This is a genomic window from Aeromicrobium ginsengisoli, assembly GCF_004134905.2.
GTDB classification, from domain to species: Bacteria; Actinomycetota; Actinomycetes; order Propionibacteriales; family Nocardioidaceae; genus Aeromicrobium; species Aeromicrobium ginsengisoli.
The window spans coordinates 609,058-622,455 of the sequence record NZ_SDPQ02000002.1 but is presented as its reverse complement, the minus strand read 5'-3'; the positions used below and the strand labels follow the sequence as shown (position 1 = coordinate 622,455).

15 protein-coding genes are annotated in these 13,398 nt (G+C 69.1%); 11 read left to right on the top strand and 4 right to left on the bottom strand.

The annotated features are described in order from the left end of the window. Positions 1–50: 50 nt before the first annotated feature. Genes ESP70_RS09940 through ESP70_RS09930 form a run of 3 tightly spaced genes read left to right on the top strand, consistent with a single transcriptional unit; the run spans position 51 to position 3,131 of the window. Entirely contained in the window at positions 51–1,370 is a 1,320-nt protein-coding gene (locus ESP70_RS09940; RefSeq protein WP_149689113.1) for an ABC transporter substrate-binding protein, read from the top strand. Then, a complete protein-coding gene (locus tag ESP70_RS09935) occupies positions 1,363–2,310 on the top strand; it encodes a carbohydrate ABC transporter permease (protein ID WP_149689112.1) in 948 nt (315 codons plus the stop codon). The genes ESP70_RS09940 and ESP70_RS09935 overlap by 8 nt, the downstream gene beginning before the upstream one ends. Next, positions 2,307–3,131 carry a carbohydrate ABC transporter permease gene (locus ESP70_RS09930; protein ID WP_149689111.1) on the top strand — a complete coding sequence of 275 codons (825 nt, stop codon included), beginning with the start codon at positions 2,307–2,309 and terminating at the stop codon, positions 3,129–3,131. The genes ESP70_RS09935 and ESP70_RS09930 overlap by 4 nt, the downstream gene beginning before the upstream one ends. 6 nt (positions 3,132–3,137) lie before the next feature. Here ESP70_RS09930 and ESP70_RS09925 read toward each other — a convergent pair whose 3' ends face one another. Then, complete coding sequence (locus ESP70_RS09925; RefSeq protein ID WP_149689110.1) at positions 3,138–3,506, bottom strand: hypothetical protein; 369 nt, start codon at positions 3,504–3,506, stop codon at positions 3,138–3,140. Beyond that, on the bottom strand, positions 3,503–3,874 hold the full coding sequence (locus ESP70_RS09920) for a nuclear transport factor 2 family protein (RefSeq protein WP_149689109.1): 372 nt from the start codon (positions 3,872–3,874) through the stop codon (positions 3,503–3,505). The genes ESP70_RS09925 and ESP70_RS09920 overlap by 4 nt, the downstream gene beginning before the upstream one ends. Before the next feature lie 94 nt (positions 3,875–3,968). On the opposite strand from ESP70_RS09920, the gene ESP70_RS09915 reads away from it, so the two are divergent. Next, the gene (locus ESP70_RS09915; protein ID WP_223148683.1) at positions 3,969–4,988 is read left to right on the top strand and encodes an NAD(P)-dependent alcohol dehydrogenase; all 1,020 of its coding nucleotides are present in this window, start codon (positions 3,969–3,971) and stop codon (positions 4,986–4,988) included. Here ESP70_RS09915 and ESP70_RS09910 read toward each other — a convergent pair. Then, on the bottom strand, positions 4,985–5,743 hold the full coding sequence (locus tag ESP70_RS09910; protein WP_149689107.1) for an SDR family NAD(P)-dependent oxidoreductase: 759 nt from the start codon (positions 5,741–5,743) through the stop codon (positions 4,985–4,987). The two genes, ESP70_RS09915 and ESP70_RS09910, sit on opposite strands and share 4 nt — an antisense overlap. 22 nt (positions 5,744–5,765) lie before the next feature. Next, positions 5,766–6,806, bottom strand: a complete 1,041-nt coding sequence (locus tag ESP70_RS09905) for an NADP-dependent oxidoreductase (protein WP_149689106.1) — start codon at positions 6,804–6,806, stop codon at positions 5,766–5,768. Between the two features lie 176 nt (positions 6,807–6,982). Here ESP70_RS09905 and ESP70_RS09900 point away from each other — a divergent pair, with 176 nt between their 5' ends. The 7 genes from ESP70_RS09900 to ESP70_RS09870 all read left to right on the top strand — a co-directional run bounded on the left by ESP70_RS09900 (position 6,983) and on the right by ESP70_RS09870 (position 13,387). Next, positions 6,983–7,630, top strand: coding sequence for a TetR/AcrR family transcriptional regulator (locus ESP70_RS09900; protein ID WP_149689105.1), 648 nt, complete (start codon positions 6,983–6,985; stop codon positions 7,628–7,630). A gap of 94 nt (positions 7,631–7,724) precedes the next feature. Then, positions 7,725–8,816 carry an acyl-CoA dehydrogenase family protein gene (locus ESP70_RS09895; RefSeq protein WP_149689104.1) on the top strand — a complete coding sequence of 364 codons (1,092 nt, stop codon included), beginning with the start codon at positions 7,725–7,727 and terminating at the stop codon, positions 8,814–8,816. A 78-nt stretch (positions 8,817–8,894) separates the two neighbouring features. Continuing rightward, positions 8,895–9,683, top strand: coding sequence for an enoyl-CoA hydratase/isomerase family protein (locus tag ESP70_RS09890; protein ID WP_149689103.1), 789 nt, complete (start codon positions 8,895–8,897; stop codon positions 9,681–9,683). A gap of 41 nt (positions 9,684–9,724) precedes the next feature. Next, positions 9,725–10,084, top strand: a complete 360-nt coding sequence (locus ESP70_RS09885) for a Zn-ribbon domain-containing OB-fold protein (protein ID WP_149689102.1) — start codon at positions 9,725–9,727, stop codon at positions 10,082–10,084. Further along, positions 10,081–11,229 carry a thiolase family protein gene (locus ESP70_RS09880; protein WP_149689101.1) on the top strand — a complete coding sequence of 383 codons (1,149 nt, stop codon included), beginning with the start codon at positions 10,081–10,083 and terminating at the stop codon, positions 11,227–11,229. The genes ESP70_RS09885 and ESP70_RS09880 overlap by 4 nt, the downstream gene beginning before the upstream one ends. Positions 11,230–11,240: 11 nt before the next feature. Then, positions 11,241–12,437, top strand: a complete 1,197-nt coding sequence (locus tag ESP70_RS09875) for an acyl-CoA dehydrogenase family protein (RefSeq protein ID WP_149689100.1) — start codon at positions 11,241–11,243, stop codon at positions 12,435–12,437. Beyond that, positions 12,434–13,387: a phosphotransferase family protein gene (locus ESP70_RS09870; protein WP_149689099.1), complete on the top strand. Its 954-nt coding sequence runs from the start codon at positions 12,434–12,436 to the stop codon at positions 13,385–13,387. Before ESP70_RS09875 ends, ESP70_RS09870 begins: the two co-directional genes overlap by 4 nt. Positions 13,388–13,398: the final 11 nt, after the last annotated feature.

Below are 13,398 nucleotides of genomic sequence, written 5' to 3'. Positions count from 1 at the left end.
CCCATCTTGCGAGACCCACCCCCCCTGTCCAGACCATTTCAGGAGAACCCATGAAGTCCTCATCGCGCACCTTCCGCGCCATGATTCCCGTGTCGGTGGCGGCGCTCGTCGTCCTCGCCGGCTGTGCCGGTGGCGGCTCGTCCGACTCGGACAAGCCCAACGACGTGTCGACCAAGGTCACGAGCAAGCCCGTCACGCTCAACCTCGCGTACACCGACGACCCGCCGACCAACGCGCTGATCGACGCGTTCCGGAAGAAGCACCCCAACATCACGATCAAGGCTCAGCAGACCCCGTTCTCGGACTACGTGAAGTCGATCAAGCTCTCGATGGCGTCGTCGACTCCCCCGGACATCGCCGAGTACAACCCCGGCGCGATGCGCGCCCTGGTCCCCGCCGGCCTGATCTACGACCTCGAGCCGTACGCCAAGGCGTACTCGTGGAACGACTCGTTCCCCGCCTCGAGCCTGGAGGTGCTGAGCTCGGACAAGAAGGCCAAGGAGTACGGCACCGGCGGCCTTTACGCGGTGCCGGGCGCCCTGTCGGTCCTCGGCGTCTACTACAACAAGGATCTCGTCTCGAAGGCCGGCATCTCGGAGACCCCGGCGACGCTCGCCGACTTCGAGGCAGACCTCAAGAAGGTCAAGGACTCCGGCACCACGCCGTTCAGCCTCGGCGGCCTGCAGGTCGGCGGATTCCAGCTCTGGAACGCACTGACCAACTCACTGGGCGACGTGACGCAGTACCGCGACTGGGTCTACGGCAAGTCGGGCTCGTCGATCGAGACCGCCGGCGCCAAGGAAGCCGCGCAGAAGGTCAGCGACTGGGTCAAGGCCGGATACGTCCCCCAGTCGGCCAACGCCACAGCCGACAGCGACGCCCAGGCGGACTTCGTCAACGGCAAGAGCGCCTACCTGATCACCGGCAACTGGGCCGCCTCGGCGATCCAGAAGGAGATGGGTGACGACGTCGGCTTCTTCCTGTTCCCGCAGAAGACGGCCGACGCCGACAAGATCGCGTCCGGAGCGAGCGTCGCGTTCTCGATCTCGTCCAAGACCAAACACCCCAACGAGGCCGCAGCGTTCCTCGACTTCATGAGTTCGCCCGAAGCCGCGAAGGTGCAGGTGGAGAGCGGGTTCATGCCGGTCGACACCGAGACCGCGGTCGAGACGAGCGGTGTGCTCGCGGACATCTCTGGCGCGTTCAAGAGCGTGGTCGAGGACAACGGCATCGTGCCGTTCCCCGACTTCGCCGCTCCGGACATGATCGACAAGCTGACCGCCGGCGTGCAGGGCCTCCTCAGTGACAAGACGACAGCGCCGGACTACCTGGCCTCACTGCAGGAGTCGTGGAACTCATTCCATGAGTGATGACGTCACCCGCGTCGTGCCGGGACGGGCTCAGGTCCGTCTCGGCACGACCACCGCCGCGGTGCGGACCCGCAGACGTACGCGGGGCCGCGCCACGGCGCTCCTCTACATCCTCCCGGCCGCCGCCGTCTATCTCGGCTTCGCGATCTGGCCCGCGCTCAACACGGCCTATCTGTCGTTCGTCGAGTGGGACGGCATCTCGCCGTCGACCTGGGTCGGCCTGGAGAACTACCGCACGATCTTCACGAGTCCGACGCTCGGCCCGGCCCTGTGGCACGGCCTCGTCCTCATCATCTTCTTCGCCATCATCCCGTGTGCGTTCGGGCTGTTCCTGACGGCGCTGCTGCAGGGCGGCAACCGCCGCGGCATGACGGCGTTCCGGGTGATCTACTTCCTGCCGCAGGTCCTGCCCCTCGTCGCCGTCGGCATCACGTGGCGCTGGCTCTACAGCTCCGACGGCCTGATCAACCAAGGTCTCGACCTCGTCGGCCTGGACGGGATCACCCGCGCATGGCTCGGCGACTACGACTACGCCCTCATCGCGCTCGGCCTGATCGGCACCTGGGCCATGACGGGGCTCTGCATGGTGCTGTTCCTCGCCGGCGCCCAGAAGATCGACGTCTCGCTCTACGAGGCTGTCGCCCTCGACGGTGGCGGCAGCATCCGCAAGTTCTTCACCGTCACCCTGCCGGCGCTGCGGGGCGAGATCACGATCGCCAGCGTCATCACGACGATCGCCGCACTGGCCAGCTTCGACCTCGTCTTCGTGACGACCAACGGCGGGCCGGCCAACCAGACGACGGTGCCTGGACTGCTCGTCTATCGGCTGGCGTTCAACGAGGGCAACATCGGCGCCGCCAGCGCCCTGGCTGTGCTCCTGACGCTCATGGTGCTCACCGTCATCACCCTGATCCGGCTGCTCGCGAGGGAGAAGGCATGAGACCCACCGCTTCGGCGACCGCCGGTCGCTACCTCGTCATGACGCTGATGGCCGCGGCGGTGCTGCTGCCGTTCGTGAGCATCATCCTGGCCGCGTTCCAGCCCTCCGGCGCCCAGGTCAACGGCCTGAGCCTTCCGTCGAGCTGGACGTGGAGCAACTTCGCCGATGCGTGGGAGGCCGCGCACTTCAACGACCTGGTGAGCTCGAGCCTCATCATCGCGTTGTGCGTCGTGCCGTTGTCGATCGTGCTCGTGACGCTGGCGGCGTACTCATTGGCCACACTGAATCCCCTCGGCGGCCGCCTGATGTCGACCGGCTTCGTGGTCGGACTGACCCTGCCGATCGAGCTCGTCGTGGTGGCGCTCTACTACAACCTGCAGGACATCGGCCTCACCAACTCGTACGCCGGGGTGATCCTCGCGGAGGCGGCACTGTTCATGCCGTTCGGCGTCTACTGGATGCAGAACCACTTCGCCTCGGTGCCGCGCGAGCTCATCGAAGCGGCCCGGGTCGACGGCGCGAACGACCTGGTCGTCCTGTTCCGGATCCTCATGCCGATCTCGTGGCCGGCCGTCACGACGCTCGCGGTGCTGTACTTCATGTGGTCGTGGAACCAGTTCCTGCTCGTCATCATCTTGATGCAGGACCCGTCGAAGCGGACCGCGCCCGCGGGCCTCGGCTTCTTCGTCGGCCAGTACTCGACCAACATCCCGTTGCTCTCGGCGGCCAGCCTGATCGTCATCGCACCGATCGTGATCGTCTACCTGATCTTCCAGCGCAGCTTCGTCAGCGGACTGACCGAGGGCGCCGTCAAGGGCTGACGACCCTCAGGCGAACTCGATCTCCGGCGTACGCGCGATCAGCAGCCGGCGAACCTTGTTGACCGCAGGATCGAGCTCGGCGGACACGTTGAACGCGGCCTCGAACACGCCGTCTCGCGTTGTCTTGCCCAGGGCGATCTCCACGTCGTCGACGCGGGCGCTGTGGGTGAGGTGATGGACCAGCACACTGACCTCGCGCTGCTCGAGGTACGCGATGAGGCCCGCGCGGTCACCGAGGAATTCCGAGGCCTGCCCAGAGCCGGTCGAGAACTGGATCGACATCTCGAAGTCGTCCGTGATCAGGTCGAGGACGCGCTCGGGCTCTTCGGAGTCCATGAACGTGAACCAGTCGTCGAGGAACGGCGTCGCGCTCATGCTTCCTCCCCCGACGACACCACGACCAGCTCGAGGTCGAAGGTGACCTGGTAGGTGCGGATCGCGCCGTCCTCGATGCGGGCGACCGCAGCGAACCGACCCGTGACCGCGTCGTTGTCCGTGACCGCGCCGTAGACGAACTCGGTGTCGCCGTCGACAGCAGTGCGCAGCAGGTGGTGGCGACGCTGCACTGGCGGACGCGACTCGAGGTAGTCCAGCATGTCCTGCCGGCTGGTCCCCCGCAGCACGCCGTTGGGCAGCACGATCGCGTAGGTCACCTCCTCGTGGAGGAGCGAGACCGCGTCGCGGATGCCGATGTCGTCGAGGGTCGCGTAGTAGCGCGCCAGGTGCAGGTCGTTCGAAGCCACTACATGAACCTAGTTCAGTTTCTGGCCGATGTCGAGTACGTTCGGGAGCGACCTCGACCCAGTTCGGAGACCCGCGATGCCCATCCCCTCGTCGATGAGAGCCGTCCAGCTGACCGCGTGGGAGAGCGAGCCGGAGATCCGCGAGGTGCCGGTCCCCCGGCCCGGAGCCGGCGAGCTCCTGCTCCGCGTCGACGCCGCCGGCCTGTGCCACTCCGACCTCCACGTCATGTCGTGCGCGCCCGGCACCCTGCCGTACGACCTGCCGATGACCCTGGGTCACGAGATCGCCGGAACGGTCGTCGAGGTCGGCGACGGCGTCGCCGCATCATGGCTCGGCCGGCTCGCCGTCGTGCACGGGGTCTGGTCATGCGGCACCTGCCACAACTGCCGGCGCGGCCAGGAGAACCACTGCCTGCGCCTCGAGGGGCGCGTCGGCTTCGGCCTCGGCAGGCCCGGCGGCCTCGCCGAGTACGTCCTGGTGCCCGCCGAGCGCCAGCTCGTCGCCGCCGACGGCATGGCCGCGACCGAGCTGGCTCCGCTCGCCGACGCCGCACTCACGGCGCACCACGCGATCCGGCTGCACCGCGATGCCATCGAGGGCGGGACCGTGCTCGTCATCGGCGCCGGCGGTCTGGGCCATCTCGCGGTGCAGATCCTCAAGCAGACGACGGAAGCCCACACCGTCGCCGTCGACACGCGTCCCGCTGCCCTCGAAGCGGCACGGGAGCACGGCGCCCACACGACCGGGACCACGGTCGCCGACGCCGTCGACCAGCTGGAGTCCCCGCTCGTCGACGTCGTCCTCGACTTCGTGGGTGCCGACAGCACGCTCTCGGCCGGTGGCGCTGCACTCGCTCCCGGCGGCCGGCTCATCATGGTCGGCGGTGGTGGCGGCTCGATGACGGTCGCCAAGGGCCGCGACCTGCCGCTCGGGTGGCACGTCAACGCGCCGTTCTGGGGTCCACGCCAGGACCTCGAAGCTGTCGTCGAACTCGCCCGCAACGGGCAGATCCATGCGGACATCGAGGTCGTACGGTTCAGCGACACCCTCGAGGCGTACCAGCGGCTCCGCGAGGGCGACGTACGCGGCCGGATCGTCGTCGTCCCGGACTAAGCAGCCGTCCACCCGCCGTCGGCATAGACCTCGGAGCCGGTCATGAACGTCGAGTCGTCGCTCACCAGGAACGCGACGACCGCCGCGATCTCGTCACCGTGGCCGAGCCGGCCCATGGGCGTACCGGCGAGCATCGCCGCGTGGCGCTCCGATCCCTCGTGCCGCGCCAGCAGCTGCTCGGTGCCGATGAAGCCCGGGTGCAGGGAGTTGACCCGTACGCCCGACGTGGCCCAGTGGAGCGCGGCGTTCTTGGTCAGTGTCCGCACCGCGCCCTTGGCCGCGTGATAGGCCGCGCTGTTGCCGAACCCGCCGACCGTGCCGAGGATCGACGACACGTTGACGATCGAGCCGCTGCCGGCGGCAGCCATCAGCGGGCCGCAGTGCTTCATGCCGAGCCACACGCCGTTGACCCCGATGGCCATGACCCGGTCCCAGTGCTCGACGTCCTCGTCCTCCACCGTCGCGATGCTCCCGATCGCCGCGTTGTTGACGAGTGCGTCGAGCCTGCCGTACTCGCCCTCCACGAAGCCCGCGGCCGCCCGCCACTGGCCCTCGACCGACACGTCGAGGGCCAGCGCCGTGTGCCGGCCGGGGGTGTCGGCGAGGCTCTGCGCCAGCGCTTCGCAGGCTGCGACGTCGAGATCGGTCAGGACGAGGTGCCCGCCTTCGTCGGCGATACGGCGTGCCGTCGCAGCCCCGAGCCCGCCCGTCGCGCCGGTCAGCAGCACGACCTTGCCGTCGATCCTGGAGCTCATCGTGGTCATCGTGGTCAGCCCTTCAACGTACGTCGGTGAGGTGGACGAGAGTCTTGCCGGTCGTGCGGCCGGCGATCATCTCGATCAGCGCCTTCGGGGCACTCGCGAGCCCGTCGAAGACGGTCTCGCGCTGCTGCAGTCGACCGTCGGCGAGTGCCGCCCCGAGCTCAGCCTGCATCTGGTCGAGCAGGTCGAGGTTGCTGCTGCCGCGGAACCCACGGATCGTCAGGTCCTTGGCGACGGCGAGGAACAGGTTGCGCGGACCGGCGGGCTCCGACTCGTACTCCGACACCGATCCGCAGATCGCGATCCGGCCGTCGCGGTTCATCGCGTCGAGCGCGGCCTCGAGATGATCGCTGCCGACACAGTCGAAGTAGACGTCGATGCCTTCCGGCGCGGCGATGGCGAGGCCCTCGCCGACGGGTGCTGCGCGATAGCTGAACGCTGCGTCGACGCCGAGATCGTCCAGCAGCCAGCGAACCTTGTCGTCCGAACCGGCACTGGCCACGACCCGGTTGCCGTGCAACTTGGCGATCTGGACGGCGAGGCTGCCGACGGCTCCCGCTGCCGCCGAGACCCACACCGTCTCGCCACCCTTCAGCGCGCCGACGACCGACAGGCCGGCGTACGCCGTGAGGCCCATGCCACCGAGCACCCCGAGATACCACTGCGGCTCGGCGATCGACGTGTCGAGCACCCGCAGCGTGCCGAGGCCGCTGAGCTGCACCGCGGAGGCGTCGACGACGGCGTAGTCGCGCCACCCCCGCGCGTGCCAGACCGTGTCACCCGGTGCGAACCCTTCGGCACGCGACTCCACGACCTCGCCGATCGTCATGATCCCGTCCATGGCGGCGTGCAACGGGAAGGCCACGAAGTAGCCTTCCGGCGCCGCCTCGCGCAGCCGGAGTCGCAGACCGGGATCGACCGACGTCCACGTGTTGCGCACGAGCACCTGCCCCGGCCCGACCGGCTCGACCGGCACCTCGACGACCTCGAAGTGCCGCTCCTCGACCGGTCCGCGCGGATAGGCGACGACCTGGACCTGCCGACCACTGAGGCTCATCGCGCGTCGCCCGAGCAGAAGAAGAAAGAATGCGTCATACTGAACTCATATCAGTTTGGGACACATCTCCACAAAGGTCGCTAAGAATTGCCACACGCTTTCACCCGTGGCACTGTACGAATGAGCCGAGTTCAGGTCATGGTCGCTGACGGCCACGAGAGTTGGGAATCGCATCGATGAGCACAGTCGACAACGCACCGCGCACCGAGAGCCCGCGCTCCAAGCGTGCGGTGATCATCGCCACCGCGATCGACCGCTTCGGCGAGGAGGGGTTCGAGCACACCAAGTGGGCCACGATCGCCGACGACGTCGGCATCGGCCAGACCGCGCTCTACCACTACTTCGAGTCCAAGGTGCACTGCCTCCTCACGATCATGCGGCTCGAGCTCAGCAACTCCGTCGAGCGGTTCAAGGCCGCCACGTCCGCCGCCGATGACCCCGCAGCCGCCCTGACGGCCGCCGTCGCGAGCGCGTACGAGGCCTCGCCCCGCGACGCGCTGCAGCGCCGCATCCTGCAGAACCACATGGACCTGCTCGCCACCAAGCGGCCCTCGAAGAAGGAGGAGGAAGAGCGCCTCCTCTGCCGGTCCCTCGTCCAGGAGATCGAGCACAACTGGACCGGGCTCGTCCAGAAGGGCATCGACGACGGCACGTTCCGGGTCGACGACGCGCTGCTGTCGGCGCGCATGCTGCTGGCCCTGGTCGTCGGCGTGTGGCGCTGGTACCGACCCGGCGGTGAGATGACGCTCGAGCAGATCACTGAGGTCATGGCCGAGGCCGCGGCGCGCCTCGTCGACTCCGCAGAGGTTCCGGCCCGGGCCTGAGCCGGCCTCCTCAGGGTGGGGCTCTGGCACGTACGTCGTGTCTGATCTAAACTGAATTCGTCTCAGTTTGCTTCGTCACCCCATCGAGGTCCTCATGCCAGCCACGTCAACCGCTGCCCGTACGTTCGACGCGGCCCCCGCCGCGGATCCATCGATCCTCACTCCTGTCCCCGAGCACGACGACCTCCGCGAGATCGTCCGCGCCGTGGTCGCCAAGGCTGACGGCACGTGGGATCGGCTGATGTCGGAGCTCGAGATCGGCTCGCTCGCCGTCCCCGAAGCCCTCAGCGGCGCGGGTTTCGGGCTGCGCGAGGTCGGCGTCGTGCTGGAGGAGACCGGCGCCGCACTGCTGCCCGATCCGGTCCTGACCTCGGCGGTCGTCGCGGTGCAGGCAGTGATCGCCGCCGACCAGCCGGCCGACGACCTCCTCGAGGCCATCTCGTCGGGCCGCGAGGTCGCCACCGTGACCTGGGCGAGCCCTCATGACGTACGCGCGACGCCGTCGGGCGACGGCTGGACCTTGGTCGGCACGACCGAGCGCATCCCGCACGCGGAGACCGCGCAGCACCTGATCGTGCCGGCCACCACTGACGCCGGGACGGCACTCTTCGTCGTGGACCTGCGGCACGACGCCGTCACCACCCGCACCCGACAGGTGCTCGACGACACTCGCCCGCTGGCCGACGTCTCGATCGCGAAAGCCCCCGCTCGGCTGCTGGTCGGCCCTGAACGATTCGACGACGTCTGGCATACAGTGCAGACCGCTGGGGCGATCGGCGTCGCGGCCGAGCACACCGGCATGGCGACGCACCTGCTCGAGACCACGACGGCGTACCTGCTCGAACGCCAGCAGTTCGGCCGGGCGATCGCCTCGTTCCAGGCGATCAAGCACCGGCTCGCCGACCTCCTCGTCGACCTCGAGCGGGCTCGATCGGCATCACGTTATGCCGCTGCGATCTTCGACGCCGACCCCGAGGCAGCCACTTTGCCCGCCCGCATCGCCGCGGCGGTCTGCCAGGACGTCGTGATCCGCGCGGCCCACGAATCGGTCCAGCTGCACGGGGGCATCGGTTTCACCTGGGAGCACACCGCACACCTGTACGTCCGCCGCGCCCTCGGCGACGAGGGATTGTTCGGCAGCTCACGCGCGCATCGCGCCGCGATCGCCGACCTCGTCGGCCTCTGATCACCACCCCACCTGTTGACCGGTGACCCATCGTCACCCATACTGAAATGAATCCAGTTCATTTTGAAAGGACATGCCGTGATTGACACCGACCACATCGTGCTCGAGAAGGATGGCGAGGTCGCACGCGTGTGGCTCAACCGTCCGCACAAGAAGAACGCCGTCACGCTCGAGCTGCTCCACCGGCTCGACGAGATCATCGTGGAGGTCGACAACGACCCCGAGCTCAAGGTGCTGGTGCTCCGCGGGCGCGGCAACACGTTCTGCTCCGGCTTCGACCTGGACGAGCTGCTGGCCAACTACGTCGGCACGACCACCGCGATGGAGGTCGCCGTCATCTCGGCGAAGGTCTGTGACCGCCTCTACTCGATGAACACGCCGTCCGTCGCGGTCCTCGAGGGCTACGTCACCGCGGGTGGCTTCGAGCTGATGATCTCGTGCGATTTCGCGATCGCGAGCGACGACGCCCTGATCGGCGACTTCCACATCCGCCGCGCCCTGTTCGGTGGCGCCGGACCGATCTACCGCCTCCCCCGCATGATCGGCATCCGCAAGACCAAGGAGCTGATGCTCACCGGCAAGCTGCTGACCGGCCAGGAAGCGGTCGACTTCGACCTCATCAACGCCTCGGCGCCGGCCGACGAGCTCGACAAGACCGTCGCCGACTTCACCGCGCAGCTGACCGACAAGAGCCCGTTCATGATGAGGCTCACCAAGATGACGATCGACCGCGGCCTCGACGCCGACATCCAGTCGCTCATGGTCATGGAGCACCTCGCGGTGGGCAACGCGCTGCAGTCCGAGGACGCCAAGGAAGGCGTCCAGGCGTTCCTGGAGAAGCGTGAGCCCAAGTGGGTCGGCCGCTGACCTGAGCCGCCGACGACCCCGCCGTACGACAAGGAGATGACGTGAGCCCGACCGAATCAGCGCCCCGCCTGCACGGCAGCCGGTGCGACAGCTGTGGCAACGTCGCCTTCCCGGTCGCCGACGGGTGTCAGCGGTGTGGCCAGCAGGTCATGCAGCCCATCGAGCTGTCGGAGCACGGCACGGTGTGGGGCTTCACGGTGCAGCGGTTCGCACCGAAGTCCCCGCCGTACGTGCCGCCGGCGGACGGCTTCGTGCCGTTCGCCGTCGGTTACGTCGAGCTGTCCGAGGGCGTCAAGGTCGAGGCCGTGCTCGAGTGCGCCGACTTCGCCGAGCTCGAGGGCCATGCGCCCGTACGCCTGACCGCGACCGTGCCGGTCCCCCGTTTCGAGGTCGTGGCATGACCGGGGTGTCTATCGTCGGCGCCGGCCTGTCGGCGTTCGGCCGCCAGCCCGGGGTCAGCGGACGCGAGATGGCCGTGCAGGCCATCCGCACCGCGCTCGCCGATGCCGGCCTGGAGTGGTCGGACGTGCAGATCGCCTTCGGCGGCAGCGACGGATCCGGCCTCGCCGACACGCTGGTTGCCGAGCTGGGCCTCACCGGCATCCCGTTCACCAACGTCAAGAACGGCTGCGCGACCGGCGGCAGCGCCCTCGTGTCGGCGGTCAACGCGATCCGTTCGGGCTCCGCCGAGATCGCCCTGGCGGTCGGGTTCGACAAGCACGGCCGCGGTGCGTTCGCCCCGTTGCCCGAGGAATGGGGCCTCCCGGCGGGCTACGGCGAGGCCGGGCTGATGGTGACGACGCAGTTCTTCGGCATCAAGATCGCCCGCTACATGCGCGAGTACGGCATCACCGCGCAGACGCTCGCCAAGGTCGCCGAGAAGGCGTACGCCAACGGCACCCTCAACCCCAACGCCTGGCGTCGCACGCCGATGTCGGCTGAGGAGATCGCCTCGGCGGACATGGTCAACGACCCGCTGACGCGCTACATGTTCTGCTCCCCCGGCGAGGGCGGCGCGGCGATCATCGTCGCCAGCGAGGCCGTGGCGACCCGGCTCGGTGGACGACCCGTGTCGCTGCTGTCGGCTGTCACACGTACGCGCGGCTTCGGCACGTTCGAGGTCTTCGCGCCGGCCATCCAGGGCATCGGGGCACCCACCAGCGTCAGCACCACGGCGGCCGCTGCGGCGTTCGATGCCGCCGGCGTACGCCCCGACGAGATCGACGTGCTGCAGCTGCAGGACACCGAGAGCGGCGCGGAGATCATGCACATGGCCGAGTGCGGGTTCTGCGAGCACGGCGAGCAGGAGCAGCTGCTGGAGAAGGGCGCGACGCTGATCGACGGCAGCATGCCGGTCAACACCGACGGCGGCTGCATCGCGAACGGTGAACCGATCGGCGCGTCCGGACTGCGGCAGGTGCACGAGATCGTCACCCAGCTGCGCGGCGAGGCCGGCGACCGTCAGGTGCCCGGCAGCCCGCATCTGGGCTTCACCCACGTCTACGGCGCACCGGGCATCAGCGCCTGCACCGTCCTGGCCGTCTGAGAGGCAGCAGCGTGCCCACACCCGACACCGCAACGTTCATCGCCGAGGCCCGCGCCTGGCTCGCCCAGCAGGCGCCGCCTCGCCAGGCGACCGCCTGGGGCGACGGCGACGACACCGTCGCGGTCTTCGAGAACTGGACCGCCGCCGAGGAGCGCGCCGAGACCGACCGGATCCGGGTCTACGAACAGGCCAAGTTCGACGCCGGTTGGGGCGCCGCCCTGACCTGGCCCGCCGAGTACGGCGGCCGCGAGCTCCCGCTCGCCCACGCGCTGGCGTTCCAGCGCGAGGAGGCGACGTTCGACGTGCCGCGCCGCACCGAGATGTTCTCCGTGACGCAACAGCTCGTGGCGCCGACCATCGCGCAGTGGGGCACCGACGAGCAGAAGGCGACCTACGTACGCGCGATGCTGCGCACCGACCTCATCGCCTGTCAGCTGTTCTCCGAGACCGAGGCGGGATCGGACCTCGCCGCCGTACGTACGAAGGCCGTGCAGCGCGACGGCTCGTGGGTCCTCGACGGGCACAAGGTGTGGACCTCCGGCGCGCGGATCGCCGATCTGGGCATCGCCGTGTGCCGCACGGACTCGACCGCCGCCAAGCACGCCGGCCTGACGGTGTTCCTCGTGCCGATGGACACCCCCGGCGTCGAGGTGCGGCCCATCCGGCAGATGACCGGCGGTAGCAGCTTCAACGAGGTCTACCTCGACGGCGTGGTCCTCGATGACTCCATGCGGCTCGGCCCGGTCGGCGCGGGCTGGCAGGTCGCGCTGACGGTGCTCGCCGCCGAACGCCTCGACTCCGGCAACCTCGGCCTCGACAACGCCGACCGTGCCGTCGAGCTCGCCCGGCACCGCGGACCGTTGTCGGAGATCGAGCGTGACACGGTCGCCGACCTCATCACTCGCAGCTATGTCCAGCGGCTCACCGGCATGCGCGTCGCCGCTGCGGTCGTCGCCGGCGAGGCACCCGGGCCCGAGGCGTCGGTCGGCAAGCTGCTCGCCACCAACACCATGGCGCGTACGTCTGAAGTCGTGCGGATGCTGCTCGGCAGCGATCTCACGGTCGAGTCCGGCGAGTGGGGCACGTGGGCGTGGACCGAGCACGTCCTCGGCGCCCCGGGCTATCGCATCGCGGGTGGCACCGACGAGATCCAGCACAACATCCTCGCCGAGCGCGTGCTCGGCCTGCCGCGGGAGCCGCGCCCATGACGTTCGAAGAGACCCTCGGCGCTCGCGTCGCCGCCGCCCTCCAGCGGGTCGACCCCGGCCTCGAGGTGCAGGCGCTCGAGCCGCTGCTCGGCGGTCACTCCGGGCTGACCTATCGCGTCCCCACGTCGAACGGCCCGGTCGTCGTCAAGGCCGTGCCGGAGGGCCAGCGCCCCGTCGGCCGGCACGACATGGTGCGCCAGGCGCGCATCATGCAGGCGCTCGCACCGACGGACGTACCGGTGCCCGAGATCATCGTGGTCGACGAGACCGAGACGGCGTGGTTCGCCATGGAGTTCGTCACCGGCGAGTCGCTGGAGCCCGTGCTCGACGACCCCGAGGTCGAACCCGGCCTCGCAGCAGCGCGGATGCGACGGGCGGCCGAGATCCTGCCGGCGCTGCACGACGTACCGCTCGACAAGATCCCCGTCGACGGTCCCGCACTGAGCCCCGAAGACGAGCTGCAGCGGTGGTCGCGCACGATGGCCGCCGTGCCGCCCGAGCTCGTACCCGGCGCGGCCGACCTCGAGGCTCGGCTCGCCGCGTCGGTCCCCGAAGCCGTCGCGCCGACTCTGGTGCACGGCGACTACCGCCTCGGCAACATCATCTCGACCGGGCTCGACCCGGCCGCCGTCATCGACTGGGAGATCTGGAGCACCGGCGACCCGCGCGTCGAGCTCGGCTGGTTCCTGGTGTTCGCCGACGGCACCAACTTCCCCGGCGTCGGCCGTGAGGTCCCCGGGCTGCCGAGCGAGGAAGAGCTGGTCGAGCTGTACGGCCGACCGCTCGATGATCTCGCGTGGTTCAACGCGCTGGGCCGCTTCAAGATGGCCGCGATCATGGGCCACAACCTGCGCCGCCACCGCGAGGGCCGCCACGTCGACCCCGACCAGGAACGTCTCCCCGACACCATCATCACGCTCATCCGTACCGGCCGCGACCGGCTCGGCTGAGCGCCCGGACA

Bases quoted from the DNA above. Each gene is read 5' to 3' on its own strand.
- ESP70_RS09940 (WP_149689113.1), top strand. From the start codon at position 51: ATGAAGTCCTCATCGCGCACCTTCCGCGCCATGATTCCCGTGTCGGTG.
- ESP70_RS09935 (WP_149689112.1), top strand. From the start codon at position 1,363: ATGAGTGATGACGTCACCCGCGTCGTGCCGGGACGGGCTCAGGTCCGT.
- ESP70_RS09930 (WP_149689111.1), top strand. From the start codon at position 2,307: ATGAGACCCACCGCTTCGGCGACCGCCGGTCGCTACCTCGTCATGACG.
- ESP70_RS09925 (WP_149689110.1), bottom strand. From the start codon at position 3,506: ATGAGCGCGACGCCGTTCCTCGACGACTGGTTCACGTTCATGGACTCC.
- ESP70_RS09915 (WP_223148683.1), top strand. From the start codon at position 3,969: ATGAGAGCCGTCCAGCTGACCGCGTGGGAGAGCGAGCCGGAGATCCGC.
- ESP70_RS09910 (WP_149689107.1), bottom strand. From the start codon at position 5,743: ATGAGCTCCAGGATCGACGGCAAGGTCGTGCTGCTGACCGGCGCGACG.
- ESP70_RS09905 (WP_149689106.1), bottom strand. From the start codon at position 6,806: ATGAGCCTCAGTGGTCGGCAGGTCCAGGTCGTCGCCTATCCGCGCGGA.
- ESP70_RS09900 (WP_149689105.1), top strand. From the start codon at position 6,983: ATGAGCACAGTCGACAACGCACCGCGCACCGAGAGCCCGCGCTCCAAG.
- ESP70_RS09895 (WP_149689104.1), top strand. From the start codon at position 7,725: ATGCCAGCCACGTCAACCGCTGCCCGTACGTTCGACGCGGCCCCCGCC.
- ESP70_RS09880 (WP_149689101.1), top strand. From the start codon at position 10,081: ATGACCGGGGTGTCTATCGTCGGCGCCGGCCTGTCGGCGTTCGGCCGC.
- ESP70_RS09870 (WP_149689099.1), top strand. From the start codon at position 12,434: ATGACGTTCGAAGAGACCCTCGGCGCTCGCGTCGCCGCCGCCCTCCAG.